The following is a 15,498-nucleotide window of genomic DNA, read 5'->3' as shown; positions in this document are numbered from 1 at the left end:
ATAGATAAGCTCAGCATTGCGCTGATTCATCGCAGTCTAGCATGCGAGCGTGAGACGATAGGGTATTGTTTAAAAGGCAAAGACATGATTGCAGTTTGATAAGTCCATTTTCGCTGGTAATAAAAATATTGAAAACAGATGAAATATATTCTCTGATAATCATAAGCATAGAGAACATCAAAAATATGCAATTGGCTCGTGGAATCTATTGTCTAATGTCGAAAATGAAAAAAGACTCGGCGCTAAAGTAAAAAATAACAAACGATAGTTAATTCTAGTCATCAAAACATCATCACTATACTTTTCAAAACACTATTGATTATTCGCTGATTTCTTAATCACCCCCTTTGATTTGCCACTTAAAAAATCAGTAACGTATGACAATCGAGACAGCGAAGACATATGTATAGATTTTTTGACTTTTGAAGTATTACTCGTTAACAGCCTTGCCAGGATGCCTTAATAATCAGACATTGTCATTGCCAGTTATTTCTTCTCATTCAGACTGGTCAATGGAGAAAAACCATGAAGATAATGTCAGCAAACTATCAGCGAAAAACATCGATTAATATTGCGTTAACCGCCCTAGTAACTGGTCTTCTCGTCTCACAACCGACGAACGCTAATCCACCGCATTTTCCCAACTTAGTCAATGGCGGTAATCGTTGGTTGATAACAGCTTATAACGACCGTAGTCCTGTTCACCAGCAATGGGCTACTCAGGGACTATGTTTTATCCCAATCGGGACCAATGGCACGCACTCCACTTATTTTTGGTACTCTGACACCTTTCCAAATTGGAACGGATTTGTGAGTGAAGAAGGTGATGACATTTTCATGCATGGCGACTATGCCAATAACATTGGGCATGACAGCATGACTTGGGAAATTGTCACCCGCTCTCCAAGAATGGAAGGTACCGGTCACTGGGTTGAGTGGCGTGAAAATCCGGGCCTCGGTAATACTGTGGGCTGGATAAATGCTAAATTTCGCCAAGTGGGTAACTGCTTTTTCGGTGCCGAATTGATTGAACGGTCAGAGAGACTTGGGCTGACCGAGCCTGAGATTATTGAACAGGCCAAAGAAATTGCAGAAAAATATCGCTCTATTCCCTACCCCACAACCCGTAAAGGTGAGGAGATCTTACAACCCAGTGGGGATGGTTTAAAAAACTCGATAAAAAGTGTCATCAAACCCAGATAACTGCTATCTGATAAAACTCTCTGCAAACATCGCTCATCCGGGCGATGTTTGTTTATTTACACGAATAGAATATCGACCCGGCCAAGAAAAAGGGTATTCAATCCGTTTTTAGGCTGAGCCTCACGCATTTGAGCAACATTGAATGTACGATGAGTGAAGCAAAGTCAGCGTTATGACATAGACGCACTTCAAATTGTCCCCTATTTTAAACCTACCAAAATAGTCGCTCAGGCTTTTACCTATGTTGATATCGGCTCCTTCAGACTATAGAAAAGCAGCAAAACGTAAGCTGCCGCCATTTCTTTTTCAATACATCGATGGCGGCTCTTATCAGGAGCATACACTCAACAATAATTGTCGTGACTTGTCCGAGGTCAGACTCAGACAGAGAGTGTTGCGAGACATGTCTTCGATGAGTGTTGAGTCCAGCCTTTTTGGTCGTAAAATAGCAATGCCATTGGCTCTAGCCCCCATTGGCCTTGCGGGAATGTTCTCCAGAAGAGGAGAAGTACAGGCTGCTAAAGCCGCTGAAAATGTCGGTATTCCTTTCATTTCATCAACAGTGTCAGTTTGCTCAATTGAAGAGATCTCGACCAGGGTTCATCAGCCTATCTGGTTTCAGCTCTACGTTCTCAAAGATCGGGGATTTATGAAAAATGTACTGGAACGGGCACAAGCTGCGGGAGTAACTACCCTAGTGTTCACCGTTGATATGCCAATACCTGGCGCAAGATACCGCGATATCCACTCGGGTATGAGTGGCCCATTTTCAAAGACCAGACAACTCTTTCAGGCCATACGACATCCATTCTGGGCATGGGATGTCGGTGTCAGAGGCCGACCACATGACCTTGGCAATGTATCTACTTATAGAGGTAAATCAGTTCCGCTCGATGATTACATTGGCTGGCTGGGTAACAACTTCGATCCATCAATCAGCTGGCAGGATCTCGAATGGATACGTGACATGTGGAAAGGTGATCTCATTATTAAAGGCATTTTAGACCCTGAAGATGCCAGAGACGCTGTTCGCTTTGGTGCGGATGGCATAGTAGTGTCAAACCACGGTGGCCGACAGTTAGATAGCGTATTGTCGTCAACTGAAGCCCTGCCAGCGATTGCCGCTGCAGTAAAAAATGATATTACTATTTTGGTTGATTCTGGAGTTCGTTCAGGCCTTGATGTTGTAAAGATGCTGGCACTCGGAGCAGATTGCACACTGCTCGGGAGAGCATACATATATGCGTTGGCAGTGGCCGGACAAAAGGGCGTTGAAAATCTGCTTGAGCTGTATAAAAAAGAAATGCAGGTCGCTATGACCCTTACTGGCGCGAAAAAAATAGCAGACATATCGTCTTCGCTATTGGTGGACGGTTTTAAAGACGCCTCAAAATGATTTAACTGATGCGGCGCTCACTATGTTGTAGAGCCGGAGTGGTTGGGCTACATATACCTTTCAGTTGCGATCAGCTTAAAAAAATTTCACCTATCCTCATGTAGTTATCTCAAAATTCCCTCGCTAAGCTGGTTTGAGTTGGCATTATTAAGTAGCGTGCAAATACTGCAACGTTTTGTGGTGTGATACACGAAGGAAAACTATGAACTGCACAAACTGTGAAAATGGCCGCTTAGAGCCAGACTTTATTGAAGGTCAATTCCGCGCGCATACCTGCTCTGCCTGCGAAGGAAACTGGATTTTAATTGAAGATTTCGTCTGCTGGAAAGAGCGTCATCCCGATTACCAATTCGCTGAGAATATTGAATTCTCAGCGGATGCATCCGAAACAAAAAAAGCGCTTCTTTGCCCGGTTACCGGCAGTATTATGCGAAAGTTTCGTATTTCTGCCAGCAACGCTCATCGGGTCGATTACAGTAACGCTGTTGGCGGTATCTGGCTCGACAAAGGGGAATGGGAACTGCTCAAATCAGAAGGCCTTGCTGGGTCGCTGAATGCCGTCGTAACTCAACAATGGCAAAGCCGAATCAGAGAACAAAATGCCGAACAGCAGTTTGTCGATCTTTACAATGACAAATTTGGCGAAGATTCGTACCAAAAAGTAAAATCGTTACGCGATTGGCTCAATCAGCATCCGCAGAAGGCCGATTTACGTGCGTACCTTTTGGCCGATAACCCCTACTCTGCCGAAAAGTAAATAGGCTAAGGTACTCGGACAACGTCAATACGCCCTTATTGATCTCATGTTGTCCGGGTCTCGTCGAGCAACACTTACCATCTCTACCTATCTGTTGGGCATGCATAATATATCTTTACCTCGTTTCAATCCTTTTTGCACAGACAACACAAGTATTCTTTTTACTCTTAATTTAACCCGTCTTGTTGAATGAATTTATAGACTCTTCTGGCAGAATCTTCATTTATTCATGAAGTTACTTGATTAAGGAAATACCTGATGGAGAGACAGTCGAAGGTCAATAAGCCACTTATTCTCGCAGCCTGTTGCAGTTTTGCAGCAGCGGCTGCTCACCTGCTTTGTATTGTTTTTGGTGGCGATTGGTACCGATTTTTTGGTGCGGGAGAGGAAATGGCTACAATGGCAGAGCAAGGGCACTGGTATCCTACCGTAGTGACTTTGATAATATCCGGAATATTGATTGTTTGGGCATTATACGCCCTTTCAGGTGCTGGAATTATTAAAAGGCTGCCCCTTCTGCGTATTGGCCTCTGCGCTATCACATCTGTCTATTTGTTAAGAGGTATTGGTTTCATTGCCATTACACCATTCTTTCCGGAAAACGGTCTGACGTTCTGGCTGGTGAGTTCTGGTATTTGCTCAATAATAGGCCTTTTATATGCCATTGGCGTGAAACAACGTTGGGCAACACTGAGTACCACCACAGGCTAAATTCGTTATTACTCGTTTTTTTCCGCAACAGACCTAACAGACAGACAAAATCTGTAAATCTCCCTAATCCGTGGTCACATCTAACCAATGATGGCCACAACAATATTGGCCAGTAGCAGGACAGCCAGACCAATTAACCAAGGCTTCCAGTTCATCGCAGGAAACGTTTTCTTTCTATACTCCGCCGTACGGATAGCTGCCATAGTGATTGATGCAATAACCACCGGTATAAAACCAAATGTCATACCGAAAAAGGAGAAAGGGATACCCGAAGCCAACACACCAACACTTGAGTAAGCAAGAAGATTATTGATGAAAAAGCCTAATCCCGATTTGATGTTGCTTGACTTGTACATATTTATCACACCATTTTGAACATCGTTTTATTATGGCGCATTGGACTATATTTATGTCATAACGTCAAGACAGAAACCGTGAAAGAAATAATGATGACGTTTACTATTCACCACTAGGCTTTGATTTTAATGCCATTTCAGTGCAATCAGGACGCCATAAAAAAGCACCAGAAACCCGCTCACTTCAGCAAGGATCAGAGACCACATACTCAGTGAGATGATTGCTTTAGGGAGTTGGAAGGAACCAAGCGTAAACGGCTTTTTGAGCTGGTTATCTGTATCTTGTAGTACTCCATGTACGAAGTAGGTGAAAATGGCAAAACCAAAGTAAAAAAGGACCACGCCTGTCGCGATCAGTTCGATGTTGCTATCGAGTTGACTAATCTCAACAAATTTTGCCAGTAGAATAGCAGCAAAGGAATACAGCAACGATGTCCGGTGGCAAATATCCACGTAAGGATGAGCCTCTCCCTTTTCTGAATACATGATTTGCTGATATTTCCAAATCCCCGTCAAAAGACCCGTTAAAAAAAAGATCCCTGCCGCTAAAATCGATAGGCTCTCTGCTACCATCATCTACTCCCTGACTATTTTTATAAGCGTTTGTCTTTTGCCTAATTTAGTTAATTACTCACCTTTAATGAGGTTACGTCTTTACTCTAACTGCCATTGACTCAAAACCGTGACAAAGAGATAAGTCTTACCTGAAAGTCACTATCTCGAAAGCTAGCCAACACCTTATCTCACAAACAAAATTCTTATCGCGTCACTATTAAAAAGAGTACACTGCTGGTCGTCTTTATATCGCCCTGTCCGTCAAATGGAGAAAAATAATGATTAAACCTACCCTGACTTCACTTCTGTTATTGGCCCTTGCTGGATGCACACATTCACAAAGCCATGACAACACAGGTAACACGATGCCAGGTTCTGATCGTGACAAGCATGGTTGTATTGGTTCAGCTGGTTACTCTTGGTGCGAGAGTAAAAATGAATGTGTTCGTTCGTGGGAACTGGCTGATGATCAAGGGTTTGATAACACTCAAGCGGCATTCGACGCGTTCTGTAACAACAAAAAGTAACCAATAAATCCAAGCAGCAACTTGATTGTAAATTACAGTTGCTGTTAGCCTGCGCACTTAATTGAACAATGTTTTTAACGAGGTAAATATGCGTAAGCCCGTCTTTCTGGTGTCAGCAATTTTGATTTTGTTGCAGGGCTGCCATGGTGCGCAGCCTAGAGACCAACTAATAAACCATACTGCGGCACCAGACTCTCAAGAAGTCTATTTTGAAAAAACTGAACCTCTTTCAGAGCAAGAGGTTATTTCTAGAGTTGATGAACAATATGAACAATATGATCACGTTGGACTAAGAATGTCACGACCAACAGGTCAGCAAGACTACTATGTTGACGTTGAGGACATGTCGAAAATAGACGATGATGATGGCGAAAAAATTGTGGTGCTGCAGTATACCAATAAAAAAGACGCGTCTGATTTCGGTTACATCTGGTTCCCCTTATCAGAACAGAACGATTCTATTCCCGGCAGGATCACTGTTAATGATGGCAAAATACCTGACGATATAGATCCGGAAGATGAGTATTTTCTAAATCCTGACTTCTACATTGATCCATCGGCTCCGTCCTTCACTTTTATCAATAATGAGCAGGATGGTACGATCAACATTTCCGGTCAACGCGTTGATCAGTATGGTAATACATCAGATATCGCATTTACCTTCGACCCAAGCTTGCGAATTTTGGTACTTCAACAATCACTGTTAATGAGAACAAAAGAGAGGCAAGCCTGACCGGTACTCTGGGCGCGAAAACGTACAGACAGATAGAGCAGGTTGCAGACAAGATTGATACGCTTTATCTGGTCGATGTTCCGGGCTCAATTAATGATGAGGTCAACATGCACACCGGAAGTCTGATACGTGACCACAAGATCACCACAGTTGTGCCCAAAGGAAGCTTAGTTGCTTCAGGAGGAGTTGATCTCTTCTCTGCCGGATTTAAACGTCGTTTACAAAAAGGCGGTCAGTTGCATGTTCACTCATGGTGTGGAACCGATGAAGATGGCGATAACGTTATCCAAGCGGGCTCACTTCCAAGAGATGACAAAGAGCACTGGGCGCAACTGACCTACTTCGACAAGATGCTGGGCAAGAAAGATGGTCCCGCATTTTACTTCTACACCATCTACAGCGCCAAATGTGAAAATACTCATTTGATGTCTACCGATGAAGTACTGAAGTATCACTTGGCGACTGAAATCTTCGAATAACCGACAATACGGGCACTCTGTCTGAGCAAGGCAGCCAGTGTCCGTTTACCGGATCCCCATCTGTTGCTATTAGATTGTTGTTCGTTTTTTGTTACTACGCCGGAACCATGCGACCTGAAAGTCAGGCTTCGAATACTTCAGGGTGCACGTCGGTTTACAGTTAGGTCTGTCCCCTTTTGGCGATGCGACACCGGGCCACCCTTTATATCCGGCTATCGCCCACTCTTTGGATGGGACAAAGTTTTTAGACGGAGTGCTCCAACCTAAAGAGCCTGTCCCTTTATAAAAGTTTATCCAGCCTTCCATCTCTTTTTGCGTAAAGTCATTCATTCGGGACGTATTAGAATGTGCCTTGAAGTGGTCATGGCATAGTTTGCACATGGAGCCATAAATGACATGGTTCAGTGATCCTGCGTAACTACAGCCACCATCAACCTCAACCGTTGAACCACAAGGAGGATTTGCGCCTTTTGTGGCACAATCAGGTCGGAAGTTTTGGTATATCCAGGCATTATTGTGAAGGTGAATAATGTCCCATGCATAACCGCCTGTTATACAGCTATCAAGCGCATTACAGTGGTCAGTTTTCAAACTTTTTGACCAACCGCCAAATGTGGTTTGGGTATTTTTTACCGCTTTTTTTACTTGTTATGTCACGTCAGGACCACATACGACACCGCTTTTAGCCGCAGCTTTTGGTGCTTTACTGGTTTTATTTCTGTCCTGCGCCTGAATTATACCCATACCAAAACCACGTTGGTGTTGGACGACATGAGTCAATTCATGAGCCAATAAATGCCTACCGGAATGTGTATCGGGTTTATATTGACCACTAGAGAAGACGAAGACCGGTCAAGGACACCAGATTGCTTTTTCTTTTTCGCGCATTGTTGGCAAGCGCAAGGCGTTTTGGATGCTGTTGACCGAGTATCGTGAGAATGCGAGTTGTAGCTTAGCATAGAAACCTCCTACGCGAAGGCTAGGATCACTTACCTCTCATCACTGTCTACTTTTCAATACAAAAAGGAGAAATGTGCCTATCCTGTGTGTCCCTTACCCCCTGAGATAGACTCCTGGCCGCCAGATCTGCATCAGGGTCTGCACATTTTTTACGTCGGTATTCCTTTTTGTCCAATAACTGTCAGCGATAAACGAGAAAATAAGGTCAATATCGAGGTCATTTTTATCCGTACTAAAGCGGTATCCATCCATAGATCTTCTTCTAGAGTAGGATTTACTCAAATAATAACGATCAATGACCTACTTCAATGAATTACTCAACGTGGCATTGATGTACTGATGCGTCGAGGAAAATTTGACTATCAGAATGATGATGAACATTAAATTGTCCTCCACTCTCTGACAGTTGCCGGACCGCAAGCGAACGTCGCCCGGTCTTCTCAAACCAGTAGGGAGCCAGTGAACACTGAGCCGAGCCAGTGGCAATATCTTCATCAATCCCAATCGATGGCGCGAAATAACGCAGTACATATTCATCGTCTGCACTTTGCGCTGTTACGATCAACGCATGATGTTCACATTGTTGTTTCAGCCACGATTTATCTAGTTCGAACTGCATGACCTCAGACTCTGAGGCCAACACCAAAACAATATCCCGGGTGAAAAATGCTTCCACTGGCTGGATGGGAAGACAACCGACATCAATGGTTGCTTTATCGCCATCGCGCGAAAAGATAGGGAACTGAATCCGATATTGTTCACCAATTCTGGTCACATCAATATCGCCATACCGACTGGTAAAAGACATAGCCTCGATGCCATCACGATCCGTAATCGCTGCCGCCGCCGCAAGTGTGCCATGACCGCATAAATTGATTTCAGCAGATTGAGAAAACCAGCGGATCGCATAAGATTTCGATTCCTTCACCACAAATGCAGTAACAGGCTGTTCTCTCTCGCTGGCAAAGGTCAACATCTCGTTATCATCCGGCCAGTTATGCATTAACACTACCGCTGCCGGATTTCCTTGAGCCTGTTTTTTGCTCACTGCTCGATCATCGTATTCGTGACTGCAGAATACGTTATAAATGTCTGTGTTTATGGTTTTATTCCTTATTAGAGATTCTTCAACACCTCTTTAAACGCCTATAACCGGTGACTTATATCCAAGGGATAAGATTATTTCCAACACAGAAAAAGACTAGTTATGAGGCACTCTCAAACATACGGTGGCTATAACAGCTTTTTAGAATTGGCCACTACTTTGTCTACCAGCTGAATACGATCACTGTCGGTATCACAGATAAAGGCCCAGTATCCTTCAAGATTAAGCGCGTCCTGCAATCTTTTTTCAATTTTCTCGGGACTCAATGTGAAAAATTTTACTGAAAAAACAACGATAAAAGCCGATACGCCTACATCATCTGATAGCTCTTTCTGAGATACCCAAGCTTCTTTTACTTTGTTCTCACCGGAAAGTGCATCCGTTAACTTGCGCAGTGCCTCATCAGGAAGCTCAGGCGCTTTATATTCATCTAGAGGACGAAATTCTCTCGCTTCTTCAAAGATTTTTTCAAAGTATTCATATTTTTGAGTCGCTTCCTGCCACCACGTTTCAGCCTCTTCATCCCTGCCTTGCTCAATGAGAAAGTCGTACCCTAAATTAGCCGCATCTCTAATGAGCTCGCTGCTCTCCTGAGCTTGCTTGAGAAATGACAGTCCTGAATCATCGGATTGTTCAATAAGGATGGAACCCACAAACATTGCAGATTCCGGGTCTTTTGGATTGCGATTCTGATAGAGCATAAACAAAGGAAGTGCGGCGCTGTGCGTCTCAAATTCGTAAGTGAGGTAGGCGTACTTCCAAAGCTCTTTGTCACTCAATACCTCAGGCATTTTCTTACTAAAAGCGGCCAAAGACTGTCTACCGTCCGATACATAATTATATCTTTGCTTCCAAGACTCTTGGTTATTTTCAAGCCATTCTTTGTCAAGGAGAGCAACAATTTCATGATGTCTATCACCCAGCCATACCTTCGCTGAGTGATTGATGCATGGTTCAGGAGTTGTCGCATCTATCGCTAGCGCACTCATGCGATCTTTTAGAGATGGATGGGTATTTGAATAATGTGTTTCTTCTTTCATCGCCAAATCAATACGGTCTCTGAGCTCCTCTTCTCCAAGCGCATTGTCGACCAAAAACTTTTCTAACCCCAAAAATGGAGAGAAAGGGGGCGTTTCATATTCGTCAGCTTTTTGGTAAAAACTCGCCCAATACTTTTGCTCAATAAAAGGCGCCGTTGCATACACATTGACCAATGCACTTCCCGCAATTGCAGGCGACGTCAGCTTGGCAGCAATCGCATCCGCCTCATATTCATTATTTCTTGCTAGTGCAAAAGAATACGCCTCAAAGTTTGGGGCATACCAGTTAAAGAAAGCTCGCGTCATTCGCCCGCCCCAGGAGTCTGATTCATCGCAAGCCTGCATTACTTTCAACCAACTCGTTCGAACCCGATATATCCATCCAGAAAAACGGCTATGGTTTCCGGAAAGGTGACCAAACTCATGTGCAAGAATTGAGCGCATTTGCTCAGGATCCATGGTGAGCAACAACTGATAGCCTAAAATTAAGGTATTTTTATGCCAGCCCAGAATACCCAGCCTAGGGTGCTGGACCACACCGGCATTTAATTGATCATCCAGAATGACCTCATGAATTTTCAGAGAATTAAGCTCGCGACGAAGCTGATCAATTTCTTTGAAGAGCTCTGGATGATCACGTCGATTCAACTTCATTCCCTCAGGCGGTGACATTTTCACCCATAAAGCCTTCATCAATACCCACGCGGCAAGTACAAGTGGAATAATAATTTTTGTCTTTAGTAATAGGATGAAAATACCCGCACTAAAAAACGCTGTTCCAATCAGGCCACCTACCAAACCCAAAAGTAAAACCAGCATCAATAATATGATGCCGTAACCAAATAATGCATAAACAAATAACTTTCGGTTATAGGCTCTGGGGTTATTTTTAGCGTCAATTTCTGATTTTCTTACCAACGCAATAAAGTCATCTTCTGTATTAATTGTCATATCACCAGCCATGGATTGAACATAATTTGAATAGTCAGAACGAGTTAAACTAACGTCCTCTATTCATACTTGCTTTGCTTTGTTAGCCAGATAAAAACCGTGAACGTTTAAACCCAGTATTCAAAATAAAAACGATAGGCGTATAAATCTAATGAGCCATCATTTGACTCGCTGGAAATGGCTCTTTGCTCCTGTGACATTTACCTCGTCAGTAAACGCAACACTCTCCCACTTCAGTGTTTTAAGGCTCAGACCAAATTCTGACAGCACGCTTTGAGCCAGTATTGGTGTGATGGGTGAAATAGCAATTGCGATCTGACGGACAATGTTAGCCACGACAAAACAGGTCTGACGCACATGCTGACTGCCCTTTCCTTTATTCATTAACCAAGGAGAACGATGGTGGAAAAAGCCATTCGTCTCATCCAGTAATTGTTTTAAGGCAAGTGTGACCTCAAAGGGAGAAAAGGACTGGTAAGCAGTAGCAGCCTGCTGGATATACTCCTCAGCAGAGGATAAAAGCAGCAGACACTCATCGTCGAGAGCGATGGCATTGTCCTGCGAGATATGTCCAGCAAAATACTGAGTGATCAGTGTGTTGTTTCGCTTCACCAAATTGGCAAAACTATTCGCCAGATCGGCATTCACGGTTTCGATAAATTCAGACAAAGAGACATTACCGTCGCGGGATAACGGCTTTTGCCTGACCAGTGCGTACCGTAAACCGTCGGCCGTGAGCCTTTTTGCGAACACTTCCGGATTCACAATAGTGTCAGGGTTAGATTTAGAGATTTTTTCTCCCTCTATGGTCCACCAACTGTGGACCACCAGCTTGCGCGGCAAAGGAAGTTCCAGCGCAAGTAATAAACATGGCCAGTACAAAGCGTGAAATTTGAGAATATCTTTGCCCAGCACATGAACTGTGTTAGCGATATCTTGCTCTGAACCGTCTTGGGACGTTATCGCGGTGATGTAACCGAATAAGGCATCAATCCACACATACACAGTGTGTTCCTGATCATTGGGCACTTCCACACCCCAGTTGTTGTTGATACGCGAGACAGACAAATCCTCCAGAGGGCCAGCTTCGAGCTGCTCAATAATGGCTTCCTGATAATGCAATGGTGTGATGACACCTGGATTTGCGTGGTAGTAAGCCAGCAACGACTGGCGATAATGCTCAAGCTTAAATAAATATGTCGGTTCAGAAATCGTCTCCACTTCACGACCGTGAACCGGACACTGTCTGCCATTTAGATCGCGCTCTGAGTAATATTGTTCACACGCGACACAATACTCCCCAGAATAGGCACCTAGATAAATATCCCCCTTTGCCAAAAGCCGGGACCAGACCTCTGTGATATGTGCTTTATGATAGGTGTCAGTGGTACGAACGAACACATCAGGTTCAATGACCAAAGGTCGCCATAAGGCTGAAAACGCAGCAGATTTTTGGTCGACAAACTCACGAATATCCGTGTGATGTGCCTCGGCCGTTGAAGCTATCTTTTTGCCATGTTCGTCAGTCCCGGTGATCAGCACATCATTATGACCAGCGAGTCGCTGATAACGGTGACAAATATCAGCGAGGATCCCGCTATACGCGTGTCCGAGGTGGGGTTCACCATTGGCATAAAATATCGGTGTGGTAGTGAATGTTGTCATTTATCGTCTCCTTGCCGTGGTAGGTGCTGGAATGGAGACAATGCATGAACTGTCAACGAACCATTCCAGCAGAGTACAAAGTTGGAATGGTGTTGCTTTCAGTGATTCTTCAGAACAAGCAGCCCATCCCCCTCAGCATTCGCTGAGCAGGCATGCGCATCATTGGAGTGAAGTAAGTGCTTGATCTTTTCATCCTTCGAAATTAACAGGAGGTTGAATTTACCGCAACAGTAAAATGGGCCGTGTCCAACTGGATTTGCGAGCGAGGTTGTTTATTGGTTCCGTACAATCTGGCGGTATTGCTGAACACATGAATGTATGTGAACAGCAATAAGTTAATACTCACTACCATATAGAGTGCTGTTTAGCCTTTGTTATGGCGATCCATGAAGACATAAACGCACATTTGCACCGCGTTGATCATCATTATTCCTCAGCTCAAGACGGCCAGTGTGATTTTCCGCTATCGATCTGGCGAGCATCAGCCCAATTCCATTACCTGATGACTTAGTGGTATAGAAAGGCGTACAGGCCTCTTCAAGATTACTGAATCCCGGCCCCTGATCTATCACGTTGAAACACGCACCGTTTGTTGTCTCTACTTCCAGCCTGACAACCGAGGTTTCATCACTCGCAGCCTCGTAAGCATTATTGATCAAATGACAAAGTGCCTGTTTAACCTGACCACGATCGAAATGCGCGGTGTGTCTGCCTTCGGATGTGATCACCAACGATGGATATATTGTTCTAAGGTCTTCCATGAAAAGCTGAAGATCCACGGTCTCAATCGACGGGGCGGGCAATTTAGCCAGTGCGCTATACGCACGAATAAAGTCAGTCAAATACTGACTACGTTCGTTAATCAACTGTAACCCACTGGCGAAGTTTTCCCGCGAAAAAGGCTTATCCAAACGTTTGCTGAGGCTACGTGCGATCGTCCCAACCGGTGCAATCGTGTTATTAATTTCATGACTGATCACCCTGACAAATCGCTGCAATGCTTGTTTTTCCTGTTGGTAGAGTACATTGTCCACTTGTTTGAACAGATAGATATCATGTCGAACGCCATTTAACAGACAGGTATCCGCCTCCAGCAAAAAAGTGTGGTTATTGCCGTCAATATCGATAGTCACCGTTGAAGCCGATAGATTCGTTTGCATTACCTCTATCCAATCTGCAAAACCAAGATCGCGATAAACAGGCTCCAATGTCCGACGGGCATAACTGTTGCTCAAAATTAACTGCCTGTCAGAGTTAACGACAAATACAGCAGCATCAAGTTGTTCAATCAGTTGGCTGGTGAGCTGCTGATGCTCAATCGTCTGCCTGCGATCGTTTTCTAACCTGTCAGCAAGCTCATTGAGCATCTCAACAGTGTCATTCAAGCGGGTATCTGCGACCTCGACTCCGCGCAGGGTAAAATCACGCTCTACCATCGCATGAATCAGGGTATTAACGATATTGAGTTGCTTTTTATCACGATGAGTCATCTTGAGGGCAATGCCACAAATCAGCGAAACGTATAATAGCCAAATGAGGATAACAACTTGCTGCGGATAGTCATGGAAATACAGCAGGCAAGTAATGCCAGCCTGCATCAATAATGTTACCTGCCACAGAGTGGCTGTCGTAGGATTATAGAGGGGAAACTTACTCATACTTTGCCATTCTGCGATACCAGCCACTGCGTGATAAACCGAGTGATTTGGCCGTTTTACTCACATTGCCCTCAAAGAACGCCAAACGATGAAACAAAGCTTGTTCCTCGATATTGTCCAGTGTTGGCATTGCTTCATTTTCTGGCAGCATTGAAGAGTCAGAAACGGTAGATCGATGAAGGGACTGAGAGCTCTCATCTTCACTGCCAGAGCTCAATGTGAGACCTAAATCATCAGCAGTTATCTGCCCCTGCTGGCAGACAAATACCATCCTTTCCATCACGTGCCTGAGCTCTCGAATATTACCCGGCCAGTGATACTGGCAAAGCGCCTGCTTCGCCGAAGTGGTTAGTGCGGCAGCAGGCAGTGAATATTGCTGACTGAATTCACCAATAAACTTTTCTGCCAAAGGCAAAATGTCCTCCTGACACGCTCTCAATGGGGGGATTTCAATCTCCACAGTGTTTAATCTGAAATACAAATCCTGTCGAAATTCACCGCTTTCCATTAACGCAGGCAGATCCCCATTGGTTGCCGAAATAATTCTGGCAGACACTTCAAGCGTCCGACTGCTACCCACCGACTGATAACGCTTTTCTTCCAGAACGTGTAACAGTTTGGCCTGCCCACCTTTTGACAGGTTGGCAATTTCGTCAAGAAACAGCGTGCCGCCATCTGCCAACGCGATATTACCGATGCGATTGGCCTTCGCATCGGTAAACGCCCCTTTCACATGGCCGAACATTTCTGACTCAAACAAGGTGTCTGAGATTGCACCGAGATTGACGGCGATAAAGCTCTCGTTGGCACGCTGAGAATGTTGGTGAACGTATTTGGCGTAAAAGCTTTTTCCGGTCCCGTTTTCACCTCGCAGCAAGATATTCATATCACTCTTTGCCAACGCAGCAAGCTGCTGCAATACCCTTTGCTTCTTTGGCGAGAGGGAGTCAATGTGCGGCTGTGCTTCTTGCTGTTGATGCCGGGCATGTTCCTCACTAATACGCTGTAGCTTTTTCAGCGTTTGAGACTGCGACACCTGCTGCTTGATGGCATGGATCAGGCGGTCGTCATTCCACGGCTTTTCGATGAAATCACTCGCACCACGTTTCAGGCTTTCGACCGCGATATCTATCGTGCCCCATCCTGTCATCATAATTATGGGCAAATCAGGGCAAATAGCCCTGATAGCAGGAATCGCGTCCAAGCCTTCTTTGCCTGATGTGGTATCTGAATTGAAATTCATGTCTAACAATATCAAATCAGCGCTGTTAGACTTCAAGAACTCGCACACTGCCGGGATTTGGGTAAAACCCCGACTTTCGAAGCCTTCATCTTCGAGAAGGAATTTGAGACTCGCCTGAATATCCAGCGAGTCATCAACGATGAGTATTTTTTTCAAGTA

The 15,498-nt window shown here is 44.5% G+C and carries 15 protein-coding genes and 1 pseudogene; 7 read left to right on the top strand and 9 right to left on the bottom strand.

What is annotated here, in order from left to right; genetic code table 11:
- Positions 1-525: 525 nt before the first annotated feature.
- The 4 genes from A8L45_RS05190 (at position 526) to A8L45_RS05175 (ending at position 4,067) form a co-directional block, all read left to right on the top strand.
- Positions 526-1,203: a hypothetical protein gene (locus A8L45_RS05190; protein ID WP_068899947.1), complete on the top strand. Its 678-nt coding sequence runs from the start codon at positions 526-528 to the stop codon at positions 1,201-1,203.
- A 241-nt stretch (positions 1,204-1,444) separates the two neighbouring features.
- Positions 1,445-2,599, top strand: a complete 1,155-nt coding sequence (gene lldD, locus A8L45_RS05185) for an FMN-dependent L-lactate dehydrogenase LldD (RefSeq protein WP_068899946.1) — start codon at positions 1,445-1,447, stop codon at positions 2,597-2,599.
- Positions 2,600-2,801: 202 nt separating this feature from the next.
- Positions 2,802-3,356 (top strand): TFIIB-type zinc ribbon-containing protein, encoded by a 555-nt coding sequence (locus tag A8L45_RS05180; protein ID WP_068899944.1) that lies wholly within the window; start codon positions 2,802-2,804, stop codon positions 3,354-3,356.
- Positions 3,357-3,614: 258 nt separating this feature from the next.
- Positions 3,615-4,067 (top strand): hypothetical protein, encoded by a 453-nt coding sequence (locus tag A8L45_RS05175; protein ID WP_068899942.1) that lies wholly within the window; start codon positions 3,615-3,617, stop codon positions 4,065-4,067.
- A gap of 80 nt (positions 4,068-4,147) precedes the next feature.
- Here the strand turns inward: A8L45_RS05175 and A8L45_RS05170 are convergent, their stop codons facing one another.
- The gene (locus A8L45_RS05170; RefSeq protein WP_068899940.1) at positions 4,148-4,423 is read right to left on the bottom strand and encodes a hypothetical protein; all 276 of its coding nucleotides are present in this window, start codon (positions 4,421-4,423) and stop codon (positions 4,148-4,150) included.
- A 126-nt stretch (positions 4,424-4,549) separates the two neighbouring features.
- A complete protein-coding gene (locus A8L45_RS05165) occupies positions 4,550-4,999 on the bottom strand; it encodes a hypothetical protein (protein ID WP_068899938.1) in 450 nt (149 codons plus the stop codon).
- A 257-nt stretch (positions 5,000-5,256) separates the two neighbouring features.
- On the opposite strand from A8L45_RS05165, the gene A8L45_RS05160 reads away from it, so the two are divergent.
- The 3 genes from A8L45_RS05160 (at position 5,257) to A8L45_RS05150 (ending at position 6,717) form a co-directional block, all read left to right on the top strand.
- Positions 5,257-5,505 (top strand): hypothetical protein, encoded by a 249-nt coding sequence (locus tag A8L45_RS05160; RefSeq protein ID WP_068899936.1) that lies wholly within the window; start codon positions 5,257-5,259, stop codon positions 5,503-5,505.
- An 88-nt stretch (positions 5,506-5,593) separates the two neighbouring features.
- Positions 5,594-6,238, top strand: a complete 645-nt coding sequence (locus A8L45_RS05155; RefSeq protein ID WP_068899934.1) for a hypothetical protein — start codon at positions 5,594-5,596, stop codon at positions 6,236-6,238.
- Between the two features lie 107 nt (positions 6,239-6,345).
- Complete coding sequence (locus tag A8L45_RS05150) at positions 6,346-6,717, top strand: hypothetical protein (protein WP_068899932.1); 372 nt, start codon at positions 6,346-6,348, stop codon at positions 6,715-6,717.
- A gap of 69 nt (positions 6,718-6,786) precedes the next feature.
- On the opposite strand, the gene A8L45_RS24125 is transcribed toward A8L45_RS05150, so the two are convergent.
- From A8L45_RS24125 to A8L45_RS05120, 7 genes and pseudogenes are all read right to left on the bottom strand, one after another.
- The gene (locus A8L45_RS24125) at positions 6,787-7,308 is read right to left on the bottom strand and encodes a hypothetical protein (protein WP_139122306.1); all 522 of its coding nucleotides are present in this window, start codon (positions 7,306-7,308) and stop codon (positions 6,787-6,789) included.
- 57 nt (positions 7,309-7,365) lie between these two features.
- Positions 7,366-7,548 (bottom strand): annotated as a pseudogene (locus A8L45_RS23740) (eCIS core domain-containing protein); the annotation flags it as partial.
- Between the two features lie 442 nt (positions 7,549-7,990).
- The gene (locus A8L45_RS05140) at positions 7,991-8,725 is read right to left on the bottom strand and encodes a PhzF family phenazine biosynthesis protein (protein ID WP_245680646.1); all 735 of its coding nucleotides are present in this window, start codon (positions 8,723-8,725) and stop codon (positions 7,991-7,993) included.
- Between the two features lie 185 nt (positions 8,726-8,910).
- On the bottom strand, positions 8,911-10,773 hold the full coding sequence (locus tag A8L45_RS05135) for a M48 family metallopeptidase (RefSeq protein WP_175401907.1): 1,863 nt from the start codon (positions 10,771-10,773) through the stop codon (positions 8,911-8,913).
- A 159-nt stretch (positions 10,774-10,932) separates the two neighbouring features.
- Positions 10,933-12,438: a methionine--tRNA ligase gene (locus A8L45_RS05130; protein ID WP_068899923.1), complete on the bottom strand. Its 1,506-nt coding sequence runs from the start codon at positions 12,436-12,438 to the stop codon at positions 10,933-10,935.
- A 374-nt stretch (positions 12,439-12,812) separates the two neighbouring features.
- Entirely contained in the window at positions 12,813-14,096 is a 1,284-nt protein-coding gene (locus A8L45_RS05125) for a sensor histidine kinase (protein ID WP_068899920.1), read from the bottom strand.
- Positions 14,089-15,495 carry a sigma-54-dependent transcriptional regulator gene (locus A8L45_RS05120; protein ID WP_068899918.1) on the bottom strand — a complete coding sequence of 469 codons (1,407 nt, stop codon included), beginning with the start codon at positions 15,493-15,495 and terminating at the stop codon, positions 14,089-14,091. The genes A8L45_RS05125 and A8L45_RS05120 overlap by 8 nt, the downstream gene beginning before the upstream one ends.
- Positions 15,496-15,498 lie beyond the last annotated feature (3 nt).

It is taken from the genome of Veronia pacifica, assembly GCF_001707825.1.
In the GTDB taxonomy this organism is placed as follows: Bacteria; Pseudomonadota; Gammaproteobacteria; order Enterobacterales; family Vibrionaceae; genus Veronia; species Veronia pacifica.
This window is presented reverse-complemented; position numbering and strand designations above follow the sequence as displayed.

What these genes read in the sequence shown, in the direction of transcription:
- A8L45_RS05170 (WP_068899940.1), bottom strand. Translation starts at nt 4,423, where the DNA reads ATGTACAAGTCAAGCAACATCAAATCGGGATTAGGCTTTTTCATCAAT.
- A8L45_RS05175 (WP_068899942.1), top strand. Translation starts at nt 3,615, where the DNA reads ATGGAGAGACAGTCGAAGGTCAATAAGCCACTTATTCTCGCAGCCTGT.
- A8L45_RS05165 (WP_068899938.1), bottom strand. Translation starts at nt 4,999, where the DNA reads ATGATGGTAGCAGAGAGCCTATCGATTTTAGCGGCAGGGATCTTTTTT.
- A8L45_RS05130 (WP_068899923.1), bottom strand. Translation starts at nt 12,438, where the DNA reads ATGACAACATTCACTACCACACCGATATTTTATGCCAATGGTGAACCC.
- A8L45_RS05150 (WP_068899932.1), top strand. Translation starts at nt 6,346, where the DNA reads ATGCACACCGGAAGTCTGATACGTGACCACAAGATCACCACAGTTGTG.
- A8L45_RS05180 (WP_068899944.1), top strand. Translation starts at nt 2,802, where the DNA reads ATGAACTGCACAAACTGTGAAAATGGCCGCTTAGAGCCAGACTTTATT.
- A8L45_RS05135 (WP_175401907.1), bottom strand. Translation starts at nt 10,773, where the DNA reads ATGACAATTAATACAGAAGATGACTTTATTGCGTTGGTAAGAAAATCA.
- A8L45_RS05155 (WP_068899934.1), top strand. Translation starts at nt 5,594, where the DNA reads ATGCGTAAGCCCGTCTTTCTGGTGTCAGCAATTTTGATTTTGTTGCAG.
- A8L45_RS05190 (WP_068899947.1), top strand. Translation starts at nt 526, where the DNA reads ATGAAGATAATGTCAGCAAACTATCAGCGAAAAACATCGATTAATATT.
- lldD (WP_068899946.1), top strand. Translation starts at nt 1,445, where the DNA reads ATGTTGATATCGGCTCCTTCAGACTATAGAAAAGCAGCAAAACGTAAG.
- A8L45_RS05125 (WP_068899920.1), bottom strand. Translation starts at nt 14,096, where the DNA reads ATGAGTAAGTTTCCCCTCTATAATCCTACGACAGCCACTCTGTGGCAG.
- A8L45_RS05160 (WP_068899936.1), top strand. Translation starts at nt 5,257, where the DNA reads ATGATTAAACCTACCCTGACTTCACTTCTGTTATTGGCCCTTGCTGGA.